The following is an 18,933-nucleotide window of genomic DNA, read 5'->3' as shown; positions in this document are numbered from 1 at the left end:
AAAACATATATTATAAACCGACAAATTTTAGTAAATTTGCCAACTTAATTAATCAACGATATTGAGATATTACAATGAGCCAATTTAAAGAATACAAAAACCTCAACCTTATTGACGTAGCCGAAAATGTAGCGGAATTTTGGAAACAAAATAAAACTTTCAATAAGAGTGTTGAGATTCGTGAGGGGAAACCTGAGTTTGTTTTTTATGAAGGTCCGCCTTCAGCAAACGGTATGCCCGGGATTCACCACGTTATGGCCAGAGCATTAAAGGATATTTTCTGTCGTTATCAGACTCAGAACGGGAAACAGGTTTTCCGTAAAGCGGGTTGGGATACACACGGACTTCCTGTGGAGCTGGGCGTAGAAAAAGAATTAGGAATCACTAAAGAAGATATTGGCAATAAAATTTCTATTGAAGATTACAACAAAGCTTGTCGTGAGGCGGTAATGCGTTATACGGATGTTTGGAACAACCTTACCGAGAAAATCGGGTATTGGGTAGACCTTGAAGATCCTTACATCACCTACAAGTCAAAATATATGGAGACGGTTTGGTGGCTGTTGAAACAATTGTACGATAAAGGATTATTGTACAAAGGTTACACAATTCAGCCTTACTCTCCGAAAGCAGGAACCGGACTTTCTTCACACGAAGTAAACCAGCCGGGAGCTTACCGCGATGTTTCGGACACAACGGTTGTTGCGCAATTCAAGACATTGCCGGAAACATTGCCTTCGTTCTTACAAGGTTTTGGAGACGTACATTTCTTAGCCTGGACAACAACTCCCTGGACGTTGCCTTCTAACACCGCTTTAACTGTAGGACCAAAAATCGATTATGTTTTAGTAAAAACTTTCAATCAGTATACTTTTGAACCAATCAATATTGTTTTGGCTAAAGCTTTGGTTGGAAAACAGTTTGCAAAAAAATTCAGTGAAGGGACAGACGAAGATTTTGTCAATTACAATTCAGAAAGCAAAATCATTCCTTTTAAAATTCTGGCAGAATTCAAAGGTGCTGATTTGGTTGGAATTAAATATGAGCAGTTATTAGATTATGCCACACCTTACCAAAATCCGGAAAACGCTTTCAGAGTAATTTCAGGAGATTTTGTTACCACAGAAGATGGAACAGGTATCGTTCACACCGCGCCGACTTTTGGTGCTGATGATGCGAAAGTGGCTAAAGAAGCTACCCCTGAAGTTCCGCCAATGTTGGTTTTAAATGAAAATGGAAACCCGGTTCCTTTGGTAGATTTACAAGGTAGATTTTTATCTGTAGTAAAAGATGAAGTCTATGGTTTTGCTAACGAATATGTAAAAGCGGAATATCTGAATGACGAAGAAAAAAGCACAGAATTCAACATTCAGAAAGAACAATTAAAATCAATCATCGCAGATTTGAAAAATTACCTTTCTGTTGACGAAAGAATTGCTTTAAAATTAAGAAAAGAGAACAAAGCTTTCAAAGTTGAAAAATACGTTCACAGTTACCCACACAGCTGGAGAACTGATGAGCCGCTTTTATATTATCCATTGGATTCCTGGTTTGTGAAAATGACCGCTGTAAAAGACAGATTGGTAGACTTAAACAAAGAAATCAACTGGAAGCCAAAGTCTACCGGAGAAGGACGTTTTGGCAACTGGCTTGAAAATGTAAACGACTGGAACCTTTCCCGTTCAAGATATTGGGGAATCCCGTTGCCAATCTGGAGAACTGAAGATTTGAAAGAAGAAATCATCATCGGTTCTGTAGAAGAACTGTACAACGAGATCGAAAAATCTATCGAAGCAGGATTCATGACAGAAAACCCGTTCAAAGGTTTTGAGATCGGAAATATGTCTGAAGAAAATTACTCTTTGGTTGATTTACATAAAAACATCGTTGACAAAGTAATTTTGGTCTCAGCTTCAGGAAGAGCAATGAATCGTGAGAGCGACCTGATCGACGTTTGGTTTGATTCAGGTTCGATGCCTTATGCGCAGCTGCATTACCCTTTTGAGAATAAAGAATTAATTGATAATCATAAAGCATTCCCTGCAGATTTCATTGCGGAAGGTGTTGACCAGACCCGTGGTTGGTTCTACACGCTTCATGCGATCGGAACGACAGTTTTTGATTCAGTTGCTTATAAAAATGTAATGAGCAACGGGCTTGTTTTGGATGCTTTTGGTCAGAAAATGTCAAAACGTTTAGGAAATACTGTTGATCCTTTTTACACAGTCAACAAATATGGTCCTGATGCAACCCGTTGGTACATGATTTCTAATGCCAATCCCTGGGAAAATTTAAAATTCTCATGGGTAAAACCAGACCAGGAAAAAGGAGAAGACTTTGCTGAATATTCTCCGGGAATTGAGGAAACTCAAAGAAAATTCTTCGGAACACTTTACAACACCTATTCATTCTTTGCATTATATGCGAATGTTGACGGATTCAATTATTCTGAAAAAGATATTGAAAACCGCCCGGAAATCGACAGATGGATTCTTTCTGAATTAAATTTATTAATTAAAGAAGTAAAAGCATTCTACGAAGATTATGAACCGACAAGAGTGGCAAGAGCCATCAACACTTTTGTGAATGACAACTTAAGTAACTGGTACGTAAGATTGTGCAGAAGACGTTTCTGGAAAGGAGATTACTCAGACGACAAGATCTCTGCTTACCAGACTTTATATACCTGTCTGGAAACTGTTGCCAAATTATCTGCGCCAATCGCTCCGTTCTTTATGGATCAGTTGTATCAGGATTTAAATAAAGTAACAGGAAAAGAAAGCAGTGAATCTATTCACCTGACAGATTTCCCTGTTGCGGACGAAAGTTTGATCGATCAGGATCTGATAGAAAAAACGCACTTGGCGCAAACCATAACAAGTTTAGTATTATCAATCAGACGTGCAGAAAGTTTAAAAGTAAGACAACCTCTTCAAAGGGTATTAATTCCTGTTTTGGATAAGAAAACGGAAGAACAAATCTCGGCAGTTGCAGAGTTAATAAAACAAGAAGTAAATGTTAAAGAATTACAGTTAATAAATGCCGAAGAAGCATCACATTTAATTGTAAAACAGATAAAACCTAACTTTAAAACTCTAGGTTCAAGGCTTGGAAAAGACATGAAAACAGTTGGAGGAGAGATTTCAAATCTTACAGCAGAACAAATTTCAGGTTTAGAAAAAGAAGGAAAAATTGATGTTCAGGGTTACGAAATTACCCTTGCTGATGTTGAAATTTCAACAAAAGATATTCCGGGATGGACGGTAACTTCCGACGGAAAAACAACTGTGGCATTAGATTTGACGTTAACAGACGAATTAAAATCTGAAGGGATCGCAAGAGAATTCATCAACAGAGTTCAGAACTTGAGAAAGGATAAGGATTTCGATTTGACGGACAGAATCAACATTTTCCTGGAAGAAAATTCTCCTTTCCTGAATGATATTAAGAAAAATGAAGAATATATTTCATCGGAGGTCTTGTCAAATAAAATAGAAATTGTATCTTCACTTTCAAATTTTAACGAAATCGAGATAGATGAGGTTAAATTTAAGATAAATGTTGAAAAAAATTAACATATAGTTATTGTTTTTTAAATTCCATTTCATAATTTTATTAAAAAAGAGAAAAGAACATGTCAGACGAAAGAGTAAGATATAATGATACTGATTTACAAGAATTTAAAGCTATCATTAAAGAAAAAATAGAAAAGGCGGAAAGAGATTTACAGCTGATCAGAGAAAGCTTCATCAACGACCAGAATAATGGGACCGATGATACTTCTCCTACATTCAAAGCTTTTGAAGAAGGAGCAGAGACTCTAAGTAAGGAGCAGAACTCCATTCTGGCCGGCCGTCAGGAGAAATTCGTGCGTGATCTTAAAAATGCTTTGATCAGAATCGAAAATAAAACCTACGGCGTATGCAGAGTGACAGGAAAGCTGATCCCTAAGGAAAGACTTTTAGCCGTTCCTCATGCTACACTAAGCATTGAAGCGAAAAATATGCAGAAATAAGCCGTTAAAGGTTTATAAAAATACTATTGGGTTTATATCGTATTCACGGATACTTTATAAACCTAATTTTTAATGCCTACCCATGAGCGGAGTATTGATTTTACTAATTATTATTGCTGCAGTTCTACTGTTTTTCAACAGGGCCCGGATAAGAGACAGATTCTTTCCTGACCGGCAGAAGAACTACACCATTGATGATCAGTTTAATTCTGATAAAAGGGAAAGAGAAAAAGAAATCGACAGACTTTTGAGTAAGATGGGCAAAAACGGGATCAATGATCTGTCTGCAAAAGACAGGAAAAGACTCGATGAGCTGTCCAAAATGTAAATTTAAAAACAGAAGAAAAAATGGAATCTATCATAGTACATCCTAAAAACCCTATGGAACTGAGTGCACTGAAAAGTGTTTTAAAGGAAATGAACATTAAATTTGAAAGAGCTCAAACCAAGAACACATTCCATACAGAAAAAGTGGCCAAGAAAATTTTCGATAAGAAAAACCCGGAGAAACCGTCTAAACCAAAAGGATTGTAATGAAAAAGATCTTAGCTATAACATTTCTGGTATTGTTAATTGATCAGGCTTCAAAAATTTACATTAAAACCCATTTCAATCTGGACGACAGTGTTAATGTTCTTCCTGGCTTCAAGCTTACTTTTGTGGAGAATCCGGGGATGGCTTACGGGCTTCACTTCGGAGGAATCATCGGAAAATATTTCCTGGTGATCCTGAGACTTTTCCTGATTGGCGGAATGGTTTATATGTTCAGGAAATGGCTGAAACAGGGAGCTTCCAATTATCTTCTGATCCCAATGGCTATTATTTTTGCCGGTGCTATCGGAAATATCATTGACGGAATGTTTTACGGACTTATCTTCGACAGCGGAACGGTTTATGACCCGAGCATCGACCGATGGATCGGATACGGGGGAATTTCAAAATTTGTTCCTTTCGGGCAGGGCTATTCTTCTTTTATGAAAGGCTGTGTGGTGGATATGCTTCATTTTCCTCTGGTAGACTGGTATGTTCCTGACAATGTCCCTTTGATCGGCGGTAAACACCTTGAATTCTTCAAGTATATTTTCAATGTGGCCGATTCTGCCATAACGGTAGGTGCCGCTTTACTGTTAATATTCAGAAAAAAAGCTTTCCCTAACGGACTCGAATTCTAAGAACCAGTATTCCGGATGAAAAAAGCAATCAAAAATATTTTTAAAATTTTCCTTCTGCTTCTTGCAGCGGGAATTATTTTTATAGCCTGGGCCAATTACAGCATCAGAAAAGAAAGCAGCCCGTTCGTTTCTTACAAGATCTCCGATGTTCCTGAAACTAAAGTGGCCCTGCTGCTGGGAACCGGAAAAACATTAAGCAACGGAATGCCGAATGCCTATTTCTACAACAGGATACAGGCTGCCATAGACCTGTATAAAAGCGGAAAGATAAAGTACATCATCGTAAGCGGAGACAACAGCACAAAAGATTATAATGAGCCGGAAGACATGCAGCTTACCCTGATGCAGTACGGCATTCCGAAGGACAGAATTGTAATGGACCATGCCGGGTTCAGAACACTGGACTCGGTGATCAGGGCTAAGGATATTTTCGGACAGAATAAGCTGGTGATCATCTCTCAGAAGTTCCACAATGAAAGGGCCGTCTTTCTTGCAAGGAAAAACGGAATGGAAGCATTTGGGTATAATGCGAATGATGTCAATAAATATGCGGGGTTAAAAACGAATCTCAGAGAGTACCTGGCAAAAGCAAAAGTGTACTGGGACCTGCTTTTCGGGGTGCAGCCGAAGTTCGGAGGAGAAAAGATTGAAATAAAATAATTGTATTACTTTAAAGTCATAAATTAGGCTATGCTAAAAATCTATTATACATTCCTCACATTCATTCTCTTATTTCTGCTTTCGTGCAAGAAAGAAGTTGTAAAAACTGATGAATACAATGACCAGCTGCTGGGAATTCCCCAGGCACAGATAGATTCTATCCGGAAGGCTGAAGATCAGAAGCAGATATTGCTGACCAGGGTTTCTTACGACATTGATTCTGCTGATACCATTGATTTAATGCTTCCTTTGAACAATTATGTGAAGGAATATTCATTTTCCAGTTCCAATGTCAACCTCACAGATCCTGAAAAGGCTGAAGCCGGCGATGAAACTCTAATCCATCAAGGAATCAGCATCAAAAATGATTTTTCGGACGGTGATTCCGGTGAGCTTCTTTTTGTAGGAAAATCTGATAATCCGGACCTATTTCCGGTTGCAGACATCAAAAAATACAATGAACCGGAAAAGATTATTTCCGAGGATAAAAACTCTCTACTGTATATAGATTCATTCGGCCGTAAAAAACTGTACTTCCGCCAATATGATCCTGCGGGCAAAACCTATTATCTGTATACCGCAGAGATTCCCAAATATAATGATGAGAAACTTCAGTATGCTTCGCTGTTTTCAATTTATAAGAAAGCAAAAAACATCCTTTCATTTGATAAGGAAATTCAGGCTGAAAATTTAACCTGGGAAAAGATAAAGCCCGGTGTTTCTGAAGCGGAATTAAGAAATTATAAGCTTTATTATACTTCTCTTGAAAAAGAACTTAAATATTTTCTGAAAAATAACGACAGCGTATATATCAAAAAGGATAATTTTGACCTTTATCTTTACCGTGATAATACGCATAGCCAAAGTGCACTGGATCAGACCGCCCTTATCGCTAACTCTAATTTCTCAGGAACCTTTGACGGAATTCCTTTTGAGAACCGCCTGAGATCCGGATATTTTATGGACAAATACAGCACGGATGATGAGTTTACATTCGTCAGACGGCTCAGCAGTAACAGCATCCTCGTAAGCGCAAAAGACGATAGCGGCTATGTAAAAGATACTACCGGATATTTCATCATCAGTTCCATAAAAACCCCAAAAGGGCAGTTTTACCTCATCAGCGGAACCAACAAAGAGGGTAATAATATGACTGCTTTAATGAATGATTACTTCAGTAAACATTTAAAAATCTAATTATGAAGCCATTATCTCTTATTATATTATCCTCCCTTTTTATTTTTTCCTGCAATCCTGTGGGTGAAAAAATAACGGAAGAAGCTCCCGTAGATATGCAGCTGGTTAACACCATTGATGGTCTTGAGCTGAAAAAAGGCGACATTATCGTGGTCTGGAGCAAGCTGGATGCCTCTTTTGTAAAGAACGGAGTGCTTCCATCCTTTGATTTCATCTACAACCTCAGTATGAATGGGAATACAGTAGAGAATTCTTCTGTCCCAATGTTCGCTGATAAAAAGCACATCATCAATTCTACCTACACAAAACAAAAGGAAGAAGAAGATGAAAAAGAGATTCCTGAACAACAGACCTCTGAATATAACAGCGATTCTGACAGTACAAAAGTGGAAGAAAAGAAGGAAGTAAACGCTTCATGGGAATTTGAAAAAAAAGTAACGGAAATTCCGATCAAAAAAGACGGCAAATACACCCTCGACTATAAAGTAAAAGCTAATGATGCTGACGGTAACAGCATGTTTAATAAAGCATCCATCATCCTCAGAAAGAAATAGTTCTTATTTTTTGGTATTCAAAGCCTGATAAGCGATATAGTAAACTCCATGAAAGACAATAACGGTAAGCACAAGCGCAATGGAGAAGGTGTGTTTAAGAAGATTTAAAACATATTCCTTAAAAACAAACTCCTGAGTATAGACTCCGTTGTAAAAAGGATAAACTTTGATCACTGTAACCACAACTCCCAGGACAACTGGGAAAAGCCACGTAAATTTCTTGATATAGGCCACCAACCAAAAAGCAGCGATGTAAATTACACAGAGTATAATATCGTCCATTTTCTTTTCCATAAGTCCGTTTCTGAACTGAAATATGACCAGAAGGGAAATAATGGCTAAATGTATTTTTTTGGCTTTCTCTATATTGGAAGGTGACAGAAATTTAATTTTATCATCAAACCTGATCATTAAAAGTGAAATAATATTGATCACCGGGAGCCATACCGAAGCACCGACTGCTCCGTAATATTTTTGCTTCAACATGCTTCTCTCCTTGACCAGCTGGCCTGTAAATCTTGTGCAGATCACGAAAAACACGACCTGAACGATCATATTCATCCAGCCCGAAAGGGTAAGGTCTTTTCCGAAAAAGTCCAGTTCCAGGGAGAATGCACTTTCCAGAAGACCTCCGAATGAAAACATGATGCAACTGATCACAATAAGCACAGTAGGACCAAAGTACCGGTTAGCCGTTTGCAGTGCGTCTTTTGAAAATGTATAAAAGCTTTCACGATTGGCCAGACAGGCTGTCAAAAATAAAAACGCTCCCAAATAAGCTACACTTTTTATACTGGAAAGGGTATAATAGATAAAATTAACAATAAATTCTGTAGACTTCGAATCATAGGAAGCTGATCCGATAAGCTTTTCTATCAGGCCGAGATCTGTATTATACAGAACAAAAATCCCCAGGTTCAGCAGGAACAGTTTAAGTAACGGCCGCTTGATATTGATTTCCTCTTCCACCAAATATCTTTTCGACACCACAAAAACGGTGGTAAACTGTATGATCAGGTAAGTGTATTTTCTCAGCGTAGCAGAATTGATGATTTCTTCAAACGGGATGTAATAATCCACCATATTCCGGATCCCTTTCATGAAAAAGAACAGAAGGATCATAAAAGGAAGGATGATCAGCACAGATTTCCAGCGTCTGTTGATCAGAAAATACCAGAGGAAAAACAGGCTGCTTAAGGTATAGGAAAGGTAATCCAAAACTTTGGACAGCGCATTATTCTTTTCGGGATAAAAATAATTGCCTGCAAAATCTAATACAATGAAGATCAGTAATAAGATCCATAAACTTTTAAGTGCATTAAACAGCTTTGGAGACAAAAAATTGCTATTTCCCATATGAAAGAGGTGTTTGTACAAATATAATTTAAAAACTGTTACTAAGCACCTTAAATTAAGCCTCATTAAAAAGGATTTGCCAGCCATCCCAATCTTTCTTATTTTTGTTCTTTATTTTAAACTTAATAATTTAAACAAATGTCAAGAATTCTTACCGGCATTCAAGCCACCGGCACTCCCCATCTTGGAAATCTCCTTGGGGCGATTATTCCTGCTATTGAACTTTCAAAGCAGGAAGGAAACGAATCATTTTTATTTATTGCGAATCTCCATTCTCTTACCCAGATCAAAGATGCGCAGGTTTTAAAACAGAATACCTACGAGATTGCTGCGGCTTGGCTTGCTTGTGGGCTGGATACGGAAAAAACATATTTTTACAGACAGAGCGACATCCCTGAAACCTGTGAACTTTCTTGGCATTTATCATGTTTTTTTCCTTATCAGAGATTAACCCTTGCCCATTCTTTTAAGGATAAGGCAGACAGACTTCAGGACGTTAACGCCGGACTGTTCACCTACCCTATTCTGATGGCTGCGGATATTTTACTGTGTAATGCAGAGATCGTTCCTGTGGGAAAAGACCAGCTTCAGCACCTGGAAATTGCCCGTGATGTAGCATCAAGATTCAATAGCCAGATGGGAGAAGTTTTTGTACTGCCTCAGGCTGAGCTTCAGGAAAACACAAAATATGTTCCGGGAACGGATGGCCAAAAGATGTCAAAATCCAGAGGAAACATCATCAACATCTTCCTTCCTGAAAAAGAACTGAAAAAACAGGTAATGAGCGTGGAAACCGATTCCAAATCTCTGGAAGAACCGAAAGATCCTGAAACAGATAAGGTTTTTGCGATTTATAAACTGATTGCTACTCCTGAACAGACAGAGGAATTAAGAGATAAATATCTGGCCGGGAACTTCGGTTACGGACATGCTAAACTGGAGCTGCTCAATCTGATTTTAACACGTTTTGCGAAAGAAAGAGAAATGTTCGCCTACTATATGAATAACCTGGACGAACTGGAAGCAAAACTTCAGGAAGGAGCTATAAAAACGAGAGTTATTGCTACGGAAACCATTAAAAGAGCCAGAGCAAGCTTAGGAGTTTAATTTCTCCTTTTCAAATAATAAGAAAGCCTTTCAGTTTTGAAAGGCTTTTGTTATTGATCATTTTCTATCTCATCACGGGTGTGTTCTGAAACACTTTTATTTTTTTCCTTTCTGATTAGTTTCGCTGGATTTTACAGTTATTTCCACCGGTTCACTGTAATTCTTAGGGGCATCATAAAACGGGAACAATACATTTTCGTCCGCAAAGCTACCATCCACATCTGTATAATGGGGAGATACTGCCAAAACCATATTCCACATTCCATCTACCCCAATATATTGCTGCAGATTTTCATAGCCTTCATGTTCCTCAAGAGCCGCCTGTACAAAATTGATAATATAATATCTTTCCGATGATTTTATTTTTTTAATGTCATCAATATCAACAATTATCAGAATTTTATCCCCATTAATCCTGGAAAAGTATTTAATATCTTTCTTTTTCAGCTCGTTTTCAAGTATATCATCCATATAATTTTTGATATAAAAAGATGTACTGTCAGTGGCCATCGTAGGATTTTCCGTCGCCTTTTTCATATCAGCTTTAAGGTAGGCCTCTCTTTTGTCTTTAGGTTTTTCAGGTTCATCTTTAGATTTAAACCAGCCTATAATTAAGAGCCCTATAAAACACACGATGCCAATAAGAATAATAAAACAGCCACAGCCGTGCCACACCGGCCTGGAGTTTGGATGTGCATTCTGCTGCAATTCAAAACTATGTTCCATTTCATCTGTAAACTGATGATAAGAAAACCTACCCTTACAATGATTACACACCGCAATATTATCCTTTGATGTAGGAAAAACCGGAATAAAAAAGAAATGGAAATATCTGGCTATTGTTCCTGCTACCATTGTGTCATTCTGATGACAGGCGGGGCATGTACAGCCTTGCAGCGGATATTGGTTTTTTAAAGTGGACTTTCCTGTCCCGAAGAGAAATAGCATCACATTTGGTTTTTCCAAAAATAACTTATTTATCAATATTTTACAGAAAAATTAATTTAATTATTTTTTTTATGTTCTGATGATCTTTATTTAAAGATTATTTTTAGAAAGAATAAAGCAATGCAATCCATTTTGGAACTCATAGACAATATTCCATCCGGGATATTGCTTTGTTATAGTCCTGATGATAGAAAGCCCTAAACCGGTAGAGCTGTGGTCTGAACCCTGTTTGTAAAAACGGTTAAAGATCTGCGTCTTATCTAATGGAATACTGTTACCGCTGTTCTGAAAGATCAGCCTGTTATCTTCTATGATGATATTGACAATTCCTTCCTGATTATTATACTTAACTGCATTTTTAAGCAGATTGGAAAGCAGAATATCTGCCAGATCAGGATTAAAATCTGCACCAAAGAATTCTTTTTCAATAACGCTTACACGGACTTTTTTAAATTCAATGAAGTCTTCATAGCTCTTAACAAGTTCAGAAATCATTTCATTAAAATCAACTTTCGTGGTTTTATTATACTGGCTGTTCTCTATTTTTGAAAGCATCAGTAACGATTTATTCAGCCCCGCCATTCTTCTGAGATCTGATTTTAATTCTGAAACAAAATTCAGGTTTTTCTTATCGAGGCCCTCATTCTGGATCACCAGGTCAATCTTATTGATCATAATGGCCAGCGGCGTCTGAAGTTCATGGGATGCATTTTCAATAAACTGCTTCTGCTGGCGGAAAACAAGCTCGTTACGCTCTATCATTTCCTCTATTTCTACGTTAAGCTCTTCAAATTCTTTGATGGAATAATTCTGAGGCTCCCGTGATAAAGAAGCTCCGAACTGGTATTTTTTAAGTTGATCCAAAATGGTATAAAAAGGACGCATCGCCTTATTCAACATATACCCGTTGACCGCCAAAATACTGATTACAAGCAGAATATACAGTACAATCAGAGCCGTGGTAAGGTCATACACCAGTTCATCCTGTTCTACAGTAGATGTCCGTATTTCAAGCCTCCGGCGTTTTCCGAACTGATCTATAAAATCCGTCTCAAGCACGCGGTAAGGCTGATCTTTGTCATCGTACTCCATATAAAACATCTTATTATAGAGCCGGTTCTTGTCTTTGTACTCAGATTCTGAAACAGGCTTGATCTTGAATTCATTAAAGCCGAAATCTTTACTGTCCAAAAGCTTAGGGTCGTGATACACCGCCTTAATGATCTGTATCTTCCTGTCTTTCAGCCCATCGTCTACATTATCATACACTTCATCCAGAATATAGGCATAAAAGAGAGCGGCCCAGACTGCAATGATGAGCAGCAGGATCACGATCATGTATTTTATAGTGTAGTATTTTAACGAAACTTTCATTCAGACCAATTTATAACCTATCCCGTAAACGGCCCGGAAATCGGCTTCTGCATTGAGGGTTTTCAGTTTTTTACGGAGATTTTTAATTTGTGAGTAGATAAAATCCAGGCTGTCGGCCTGATCTATATAATCTCCCCAGATCGCTTCGGCTAAAGTTGTTTTCTGCAGTGTTTTTTCAGGATGGATAACGAAATAATATAAGAGATCATATTCCTTACGGTTAAGAATCAGATCTTCATCTCCTACTTTAACCGTTCTGTTTTCCGGATCAATACTGATGTTTTTATAGATGATTTTATTTTCTCCGTCCTGATTCTTTCTTCTGATCACAGAACGTATTCTCGCCATAAGCTCTGCAAGATGGAAAGGCTTGGCCAGATAATCATCCGCTCCTATTTCCAGCCCGGCGACTTTATCATCCACGGAATCCTTTGCCGATAAAATGATCACAGGATCTTTTTTATGAAGCTTCTTGATTTCTCTCAGCAGTTCAAGACCGTTTCCGTCCGGAAGCATTATATCCAGAAGAATACAGTCATATTCATACGAAATGATCTTTTCCAGCCCTGCATTGTAGGTAAGTGCAAACTCTACAATAAAGTGTTCCGCTTCCAGAAAAGTCTGTACAGTGTCTTTCAGTTCCGGCTCATCTTCTACGATTAATATCTTCATCCTGCAATATTAGCTTATCAAATATATGAAATTATGGAGTGAATTGAGAGTGGAAGCCGAGGGATGAAAGCTTTAAGTTATTTCCGGACAATTCACTTCTTGCTCCCATATTTACAGTTTTGAACCAAATATCCTTCCAATGATATTGTGACTTAAAAACTTTCATCCTCCGGCTTCCTTTGCTATATTTTTGAATTAATCATCAATTTTTTTGAAGTTTCCCTTTCCGTCAAATTCAAGATCCAGTCCGTTGGAAAGTTCGGCTTTATAAGACCATCTCTTCTTTTCTATTTTAACGATATAGGTATTGGGAAAGTTTTTGGCCGCATAATTTCTGATTGATACCGGAATAAATCCGTAAGGCAGCTTCTGGTGTTTTCCGTCTATTTCTTTCCAGTTTCCGCTGCTGTCGAATTCCACCTTCATACCATTGGCCAGATATACCTGGTATTCATCAACACCATAGATTTCCCTGTCCTCAATAGCCGATCCTACAGCAATGCCTTTAAAATGGGATACAAGGAAATTCTTAGCTGTTTTAGGTAATTGATTTGGGTTTATTGCTTTGTCCTGTGCAAAAATAAATCCGCCTGCCAATAAGAAAATTAAAACGAATGCTCCTGTGATTTTTCTAAAATTTTTCATAATGTTAAATTTTTCTGTTCTTTATTATGGAGCAAAGTTCAGAATCAATTTAGGAAAGAATTAGGAAAAAAAATAAAATGAAAATAATCGAACCATTAAAAGCCTGTTTAAATTCTATTCAATAAAAATTTTGATACAGAAATAATTACTAAAGAAAATATTTCTCTCGCAGATTGAGCAAATCGGGCAGATTTATAATAATTATGCAAAGGGATCTGCTTGATCTGCTAAATCTGCGAGATTTTAAAAATTTAAATGGCCTAAGAAAATTAAGAAGACTGCTATATGGATGCAGCGCTTAAAAGTCATTTGATTTTATCTTAATTAAACTTAAAACTTTTAATTATCTTAATGGTTTAAAAAGTCCGGTTTTCCGCTGCCGGAAGCTGTATTTTATAAATATTCTTTGATCTGCAGAAGATGCGTAATGCTTTTTAAACCTTCTTCCTGTTTATTTTCTTTATAAACATCAAAGAAGATTACATCAATTCCATAATTTTGAGAGCCTACAACATCTGCAATCCAGTCGTCTCCTATCAGGATACTTTCTTCCCTATTGGCTCCCGCAAGGCCCAAAGAATATTCAAAGATCTTTGGATTGGGCTTTCTCACGCCCACAGAATCAGCACTGGTAATGGTATTGAAATATTTATCTATTCCCGAGAGTATACACTTTCTCTCCGTCACTTCCTTGAAACCGTTGGAAATAACGTGTATTGTGTAATGTCTGGATTTAAGGTATTCCAGAATGTATTCTGCTCCTTCTACCAGCTCATTATGGTTAAGGATCTTGTCGAGAAAATGTTCCTCAAAATATTGTGAAAGCTTTTCATCATCAACCCCGAAATGCATGAACGTATCATAGAACCTGTGCTTTCTCAGGTATTCCTTCCCGATAATGCCGTCTCTGATTTTCTCCCAAAGGCTTTCATTGATGTCGTGATAGACAGAATGGAAGCTTTCAAAATCAATATTATAATGTAAGGTGATTTCCTGCTTTTCAAAAAGTTCTTTAATGGTAAGGTAGGCGTTCTTACGGTGGTCCCAGAGCGTATTGTCCAGGTCAAAAAAAATGTGCTGAATTTTCATACAGCACAAAATTAATAATTTTAATTTTTAGAGATCGGGAAATTCTTGTTTTTGGCATATACCACTTCAAGACTTTTTGAGTAATTCAGCAAAAAATCAATTGTTTGTTTCTTAGGTTTCAAAGTTTTCACTTTTAAAGAATCATTTTTATTCATAGGCGAAAGTATGTTTTCCTTTAAACGTGAATTTTCCCAAATTATTATCAACGTGTCAATACAATGTTGTTTTCGTCCATGATTTTTCTCAGGTTGATGAGTGCATAGCGCACTCTACCCAACGTGGTATTGATACTCATATTGGTGTGATCTGCAATTTCCTTGAAACTCAGACCGTCAAAAAACCTTAATTTAATGACTTCCTGCTGATTCTGCGGCAGAAACTGAAGCATTCTCAACAGATCTTCCTGGATCTGAAGTGTTACAAGCTGATCTTCAATATTTTCTGAAGGCTCTTTGATCAGATCAAAAATGGAATACTCGTCTGTTTCAAAAGTAGTTTCCGAAACTTTAACGTTTTTCGCTTTCAGTCTGAAATGGTCAATGATAAGGTTGTGTGCGATTCTTTTTGCCCAAAGAATAAATTTACCTTCTTCGTTATACCGTCCTTCTTTCAACATCAGGATGATTTTCATAAATGTATCCTGAAAAACATCATTAGCCAGATCCTCATCATTAATTTTGTAAAAAATGAATGTAAACAGTTCTCTCTGATGACGATGAATAAGGGCTGATAGGGCGTCTTCGTCTCCTTTCTGGTAAAGGGAAATTAGTAGGCTGTCCGTTTTTGATTTCATAATTCTTCTCAATAATAAAAAATTTGCAGAGCAGCAATTCTCCAGATATTTTATCTGGCCCTAGCTGTAAATACAAAACAGTTCTTAAGAGTAAAGTAAAATCAATAGGCGGTACAATTATTATATGGTGTAAATATAATAATTTTTTAATAACTGTTAACCTATTATTAAATTTTTACGGGAAAATTTAAAAAAAATCACTTAAACATATCATGAATAAAGACAGTGGGAACATTTAGTGTTAAATTAACATTCAGACCTTTCATCTCTTTTCCGTTCAAACGGGCATCTCCTATCGGGAAAGCATATCCTCCCGTAAGGTCTAAAATCCCGAAAAGAGTAACGCCTATTTTCGGGGCAACATACTTATTGGTTCCTTCCGCACCTATCAAAAGATAATAGGAGTGGTAGAAATCTACATTTTTATCAAAATTAAGAAGCACATCTGCCTGCAGTTTCGGCATGATTGCAAATTTAGAACCTGCGGAACCCATCAGAGCAGATCCACCCAGCCGGTATATCACATCATCATTCTTAAGAAAGAGCAGCTTGCCTCCCAATTCCCCAAAGCTTTGATTCTGGTAGGTATATCCCACGCTGACCATTTTGTGCATGGTATACTGCGCCTTTGCCATTATGCTCAGGAAAAATATAAAAAGTACGGCAGCTGCTGATCTGAAATTCATCATCTCTAAATTATTTAAGGTGTAAAATTAAAAAAAACTGCCTTATCTGAAGATAAAGCAGCCTGTTTATTATTTCTGAAAAAAATTAAATACCAAAAGCGGCTTTAATTTCCTCTACTTTGTCAAGTTTTTCCCAGGTAAAGAATTCAAGACCTGTAAGGGTCAATTCATTTTTCTGCCCTTTATTGAATGTTTTGTCAGCGGTATAATGCTCTTTCCCCATATGCCCGTAAGAAGCCGTTTCCTGGTATATAGGATTTCTTAATTTCAGGTTTTGCTCAATAGCGTAAGGTCTTAAATCAAAGATAGAAGAAACTTTTTTAGCAATATCTCCATCGTGAAGATCTACTTTTGCAGTTCCGTAAGTATTGATGTATAAACCACAAGGCTCAGCAACACCTATCGCATAAGAAACCTGCACCAGAATCTCATCAGCCACACCTGCAGCCACTAAGTTTTTAGCAATGTGTCTTGTAGCGTAAGCAGCACTTCTGTCTACTTTTGAAGGGTCTTTTCCAGAGAAAGCACCACCACCGTGAGCTCCTTTTCCTCCGTATGTATCTACAATGATCTTTCTTCCCGTAAGACCTGTGTCTCCGTGAGGACCTCCGATTACAAACTTCCCTGTAGGGTTGATGTGATATTTGATCTGATCGTTGAATAACGCTTTGATTTCCTCAGTCTGCTGAGCTACCACTCTTGGAACGAGGATACTTTTGATATCTTCACGGATCTTGTTCAGCATTTCTTCTTCTGTTCCGAAGTCATCATGCTGTGTAGAAACCACGATAGAATCAATTCTTACCGGCTTATGGTCGTCAGAATACTCAATCGTTACCTGGCTTTTTGCGTCGGGACGCAGATAAGCGATTTCGCTTCCTTCTCTTCTCAATACAGAAAGTTCTTTAAGAATAGTGTGGGCAAGATCCAGGGCAAGAGGCATATAATTAGCCGTTTCGTTGGTTGCATAACCGAACATCATCCCCTGATCACCGGCACCCTGTGCATTGGCTTTAGCTTCAAAAGACTCGTCGATTACTGCTCTGTCAACTCCCTGATTGATATCCGGAGACTGTTCGTGGATCGCTGAAATCACTCCACACGAATCTCCATTGAACATATATTCTCCTTTAGTGTATCCTATTCCGTTAATAACATCTCTAGCAATAGTCTGAACATCAAGATACGCATCGGACTTCACTTCTCCGGCCAGTACCACCTGTCCTGTCGTTACAAGGGTTTCACATGCAACCTTGGAGTTTTTATCGTATGCTAAAAAGTGGTCGATTAATGCATCGGAGATCTGATCGGCAATTTTATCCGGATGTCCTTCTGAAACTGATTCAGATGTAAATAGATAAGACATATTCTTCTATGTTTTTTTAGATTAAAAAATATTTGAAGAAAAATAAGAATAAATTGCCTAGAAAAGAATACTGTTTTAGCATATTTTTAGAGAGGTTGCAATCAGGTCAAATTTTTCCTCGTTTATAAACGTCCGCAAATTTAAGTACTATTTTTTTAATACTAAAGGATTTTGTTTATTAATTATAAATTTCTTAAAATTAATGATTTATATCACTTCGCGGCCTTCTTAGTTCATTGCGGTTTGATGCTTACAAATTCCTTCGGATTGATGTGATAGTTAAGCTTAAGCTCCAGAGAATTTTTGATAAACAGTGACAATTCATCAATGATTTTCTGCTTAAAAGTAGGCTTATAATAAATAATGCTGATTTCTCTGTAAGGGAAAGGCTTTTTGAATCTGAAGACATTTTCTTTCTGCTCATCTGAAAGCTGGCTCAATGCCAATTCCGGCAGAATACTGATCCCTCCTACTTTATCCACCATATGAACCAAAGTCTGAATATTGGATGCCAGGAAATCTAAATTCTTAGGCTTCAAAGTATTTTCTTTTAAGTGGCAGATATTCTCAAACTGGTTTCTCAAACAGTTTCCTTCCTCCAGAAGCCATACTTTTTCCACATTCAGCTCTTCAGGAATGATGTAAGAATTTTTCTTATTGGCCTCCGTATTGGAACTGTAAATCATCAGCTCTTCATTGAAAAGGAAGTCCTGATAAAATTCATCGGCAGTATCGTATGGTGTAGAAATGATTCCTGCATCCAGCTCTCCGGCTTTTAAAGCCTTAATGATGTTATCTGTGGTCATTTCCTTTACATTCATCTGTATTTTCGGATTTTCTTCCAAAAACTTAAAGATTTCTGTAGGCAGAATGAAAGAAGAAACGGTAGGAATGATTCCTAAGTTGATTGTTCCTCCCAAAATATTGTTCAGAAGATTGGCTTTATTTTTCAGCTCATTGACAGATTCTATAATTACCTTCGCCTGATCAATGATTTGGAGACCTACATCCGTAGTACGGATAGGGTGAGTTGTTCTGTCGAATACCTTCACATCCAGTTCATCCTCAAATTTTTGTATCATCGCACTTAACGTAGGCTGCGTAATAAAGCATGCCTGAGCCGCCTTACCAAAATGTTTGTACTTATCTACAGCGATAAGATATTCCAATTGCTGAATATTCATCTGATTAATATTATCTATTACAAAGATAAAATGTTTTTGCTATTTGTAATCAAAAATTCAAGTAAATTTGATATTTCATACGTCTGCATAAGACGTTCACAAGCGAAATCAACCA

Annotated in this window: 20 protein-coding genes; 9 read left to right on the top strand and 11 right to left on the bottom strand. The window is 37.4% G+C overall.

Translation table 11 applies throughout. The features are described from left to right. The first annotated feature begins 74 nt into the window (after positions 1-74). From ileS to IX38_RS03190, 8 genes are all read left to right on the top strand, one after another. On the top strand, positions 75-3,575 hold the full coding sequence (gene ileS / locus IX38_RS03225) for an isoleucine--tRNA ligase (RefSeq protein WP_034701466.1): 3,501 nt from the start codon (positions 75-77) through the stop codon (positions 3,573-3,575). Between the two features lie 59 nt (positions 3,576-3,634). After that, positions 3,635-4,015: a TraR/DksA family transcriptional regulator gene (locus IX38_RS03220; RefSeq protein WP_034701463.1), complete on the top strand. Its 381-nt coding sequence runs from the start codon at positions 3,635-3,637 to the stop codon at positions 4,013-4,015. An 82-nt stretch (positions 4,016-4,097) separates the two neighbouring features. Next, on the top strand, positions 4,098-4,343 hold the full coding sequence (locus tag IX38_RS03215; protein WP_034701462.1) for a DUF6576 domain-containing protein: 246 nt from the start codon (positions 4,098-4,100) through the stop codon (positions 4,341-4,343). 20 nt (positions 4,344-4,363) lie between these two features. After that, a complete protein-coding gene (locus IX38_RS03210; protein WP_034701460.1) occupies positions 4,364-4,549 on the top strand; it encodes a DUF2683 family protein in 186 nt (61 codons plus the stop codon). Further along, positions 4,549-5,187: a lipoprotein signal peptidase gene (locus tag IX38_RS03205; protein WP_034701459.1), complete on the top strand. Its 639-nt coding sequence runs from the start codon at positions 4,549-4,551 to the stop codon at positions 5,185-5,187. The genes IX38_RS03210 and IX38_RS03205 overlap by 1 nt, the downstream gene beginning before the upstream one ends. Before the next feature lie 15 nt (positions 5,188-5,202). Beyond that, positions 5,203-5,847, top strand: coding sequence for a SanA/YdcF family protein (locus IX38_RS03200; protein WP_034701456.1), 645 nt, complete (start codon positions 5,203-5,205; stop codon positions 5,845-5,847). 30 nt (positions 5,848-5,877) lie between these two features. Beyond that, positions 5,878-7,044 carry a hypothetical protein gene (locus IX38_RS03195; RefSeq protein WP_034701454.1) on the top strand — a complete coding sequence of 389 codons (1,167 nt, stop codon included), beginning with the start codon at positions 5,878-5,880 and terminating at the stop codon, positions 7,042-7,044. Positions 7,045-7,046: 2 nt separating this feature from the next. Next, positions 7,047-7,598, top strand: coding sequence for a hypothetical protein (locus IX38_RS03190; RefSeq protein WP_034701452.1), 552 nt, complete (start codon positions 7,047-7,049; stop codon positions 7,596-7,598). 3 nt (positions 7,599-7,601) lie between these two features. On the opposite strand, the gene IX38_RS03185 is transcribed toward IX38_RS03190, so the two are convergent. Further along, positions 7,602-8,954, bottom strand: coding sequence for a hypothetical protein (locus IX38_RS03185; protein ID WP_034701450.1), 1,353 nt, complete (start codon positions 8,952-8,954; stop codon positions 7,602-7,604). Between the two features lie 138 nt (positions 8,955-9,092). Here IX38_RS03185 and trpS point away from each other — a divergent pair, with 138 nt between their 5' ends. Next, a complete protein-coding gene (gene trpS / locus IX38_RS03180) occupies positions 9,093-10,061 on the top strand; it encodes a tryptophan--tRNA ligase (protein WP_034701446.1) in 969 nt (322 codons plus the stop codon). A gap of 96 nt (positions 10,062-10,157) precedes the next feature. Here the strand turns inward: trpS and IX38_RS03175 are convergent, their stop codons facing one another. The 10 genes from IX38_RS03175 to IX38_RS03135 all read right to left on the bottom strand — a co-directional run bounded on the left by IX38_RS03175 (position 10,158) and on the right by IX38_RS03135 (position 18,818). After that, positions 10,158-11,027: a zinc-ribbon domain-containing protein gene (locus IX38_RS03175; protein ID WP_131368633.1), complete on the bottom strand. Its 870-nt coding sequence runs from the start codon at positions 11,025-11,027 to the stop codon at positions 10,158-10,160. Positions 11,028-11,099: 72 nt separating this feature from the next. Further along, positions 11,100-12,383, bottom strand: a complete 1,284-nt coding sequence (locus IX38_RS03170) for a sensor histidine kinase (protein ID WP_034701441.1) — start codon at positions 12,381-12,383, stop codon at positions 11,100-11,102. Next, positions 12,384-13,055 carry a response regulator transcription factor gene (locus tag IX38_RS03165; RefSeq protein WP_034701439.1) on the bottom strand — a complete coding sequence of 224 codons (672 nt, stop codon included), beginning with the start codon at positions 13,053-13,055 and terminating at the stop codon, positions 12,384-12,386. A 195-nt stretch (positions 13,056-13,250) separates the two neighbouring features. Further along, complete coding sequence (locus IX38_RS03160) at positions 13,251-13,700, bottom strand: PepSY-like domain-containing protein (protein ID WP_034701438.1); 450 nt, start codon at positions 13,698-13,700, stop codon at positions 13,251-13,253. Between the two features lie 393 nt (positions 13,701-14,093). Beyond that, positions 14,094-14,789: a YjjG family noncanonical pyrimidine nucleotidase gene (locus IX38_RS03155; protein ID WP_034701435.1), complete on the bottom strand. Its 696-nt coding sequence runs from the start codon at positions 14,787-14,789 to the stop codon at positions 14,094-14,096. Between the two features lie 20 nt (positions 14,790-14,809). After that, on the bottom strand, positions 14,810-14,944 hold the full coding sequence (locus IX38_RS23325) for a hypothetical protein (protein WP_262483431.1): 135 nt from the start codon (positions 14,942-14,944) through the stop codon (positions 14,810-14,812). A gap of 47 nt (positions 14,945-14,991) precedes the next feature. Continuing rightward, positions 14,992-15,582, bottom strand: coding sequence for an RNA polymerase sigma factor (locus tag IX38_RS03150; protein ID WP_034701433.1), 591 nt, complete (start codon positions 15,580-15,582; stop codon positions 14,992-14,994). A gap of 197 nt (positions 15,583-15,779) precedes the next feature. After that, positions 15,780-16,271 (bottom strand): hypothetical protein, encoded by a 492-nt coding sequence (locus tag IX38_RS03145; protein ID WP_034701432.1) that lies wholly within the window; start codon positions 16,269-16,271, stop codon positions 15,780-15,782. 82 nt (positions 16,272-16,353) lie between these two features. Next, the gene (gene metK, locus IX38_RS03140) at positions 16,354-17,634 is read right to left on the bottom strand and encodes a methionine adenosyltransferase (protein ID WP_034701429.1); all 1,281 of its coding nucleotides are present in this window, start codon (positions 17,632-17,634) and stop codon (positions 16,354-16,356) included. A 233-nt stretch (positions 17,635-17,867) separates the two neighbouring features. Next, positions 17,868-18,818 (bottom strand): LysR substrate-binding domain-containing protein, encoded by a 951-nt coding sequence (locus IX38_RS03135; RefSeq protein WP_034701428.1) that lies wholly within the window; start codon positions 18,816-18,818, stop codon positions 17,868-17,870. Positions 18,819-18,933 lie beyond the last annotated feature (115 nt).

It is taken from the genome of Chryseobacterium luteum (assembly GCF_000737785.1).
GTDB classification, from domain to species: Bacteria; Bacteroidota; Bacteroidia; order Flavobacteriales; family Weeksellaceae; genus Chryseobacterium; species Chryseobacterium luteum.
This window is presented reverse-complemented; position numbering and strand designations above follow the sequence as displayed.

Coding starts and splice junctions, on each gene's coding strand:
- IX38_RS03195 (WP_034701454.1), top strand. CDS start 5,878: ATGCTAAAAATCTATTATACATTCCTCACATTCATTCTCTTATTTCTG.
- IX38_RS03145 (WP_034701432.1), bottom strand. CDS start 16,271: ATGATGAATTTCAGATCAGCAGCTGCCGTACTTTTTATATTTTTCCTG.
- metK (WP_034701429.1), bottom strand. CDS start 17,634: ATGTCTTATCTATTTACATCTGAATCAGTTTCAGAAGGACATCCGGAT.
- IX38_RS03205 (WP_034701459.1), top strand. CDS start 4,549: ATGAAAAAGATCTTAGCTATAACATTTCTGGTATTGTTAATTGATCAG.
- IX38_RS03160 (WP_034701438.1), bottom strand. CDS start 13,700: ATGAAAAATTTTAGAAAAATCACAGGAGCATTCGTTTTAATTTTCTTA.
- IX38_RS03220 (WP_034701463.1), top strand. CDS start 3,635: ATGTCAGACGAAAGAGTAAGATATAATGATACTGATTTACAAGAATTT.
- IX38_RS03210 (WP_034701460.1), top strand. CDS start 4,364: ATGGAATCTATCATAGTACATCCTAAAAACCCTATGGAACTGAGTGCA.
- IX38_RS03200 (WP_034701456.1), top strand. CDS start 5,203: ATGAAAAAAGCAATCAAAAATATTTTTAAAATTTTCCTTCTGCTTCTT.
- IX38_RS03185 (WP_034701450.1), bottom strand. CDS start 8,954: ATGGGAAATAGCAATTTTTTGTCTCCAAAGCTGTTTAATGCACTTAAA.
- IX38_RS23325 (WP_262483431.1), bottom strand. CDS start 14,944: ATGAATAAAAATGATTCTTTAAAAGTGAAAACTTTGAAACCTAAGAAA.
- IX38_RS03165 (WP_034701439.1), bottom strand. CDS start 13,055: ATGAAGATATTAATCGTAGAAGATGAGCCGGAACTGAAAGACACTGTA.
- IX38_RS03170 (WP_034701441.1), bottom strand. CDS start 12,383: ATGAAAGTTTCGTTAAAATACTACACTATAAAATACATGATCGTGATC.
- IX38_RS03190 (WP_034701452.1), top strand. CDS start 7,047: ATGAAGCCATTATCTCTTATTATATTATCCTCCCTTTTTATTTTTTCC.
- IX38_RS03135 (WP_034701428.1), bottom strand. CDS start 18,818: ATGAATATTCAGCAATTGGAATATCTTATCGCTGTAGATAAGTACAAA.
- ileS (WP_034701466.1), top strand. CDS start 75: ATGAGCCAATTTAAAGAATACAAAAACCTCAACCTTATTGACGTAGCC.
- IX38_RS03150 (WP_034701433.1), bottom strand. CDS start 15,582: ATGAAATCAAAAACGGACAGCCTACTAATTTCCCTTTACCAGAAAGGA.
- IX38_RS03155 (WP_034701435.1), bottom strand. CDS start 14,789: ATGAAAATTCAGCACATTTTTTTTGACCTGGACAATACGCTCTGGGAC.
- IX38_RS03215 (WP_034701462.1), top strand. CDS start 4,098: ATGAGCGGAGTATTGATTTTACTAATTATTATTGCTGCAGTTCTACTG.
- trpS (WP_034701446.1), top strand. CDS start 9,093: ATGTCAAGAATTCTTACCGGCATTCAAGCCACCGGCACTCCCCATCTT.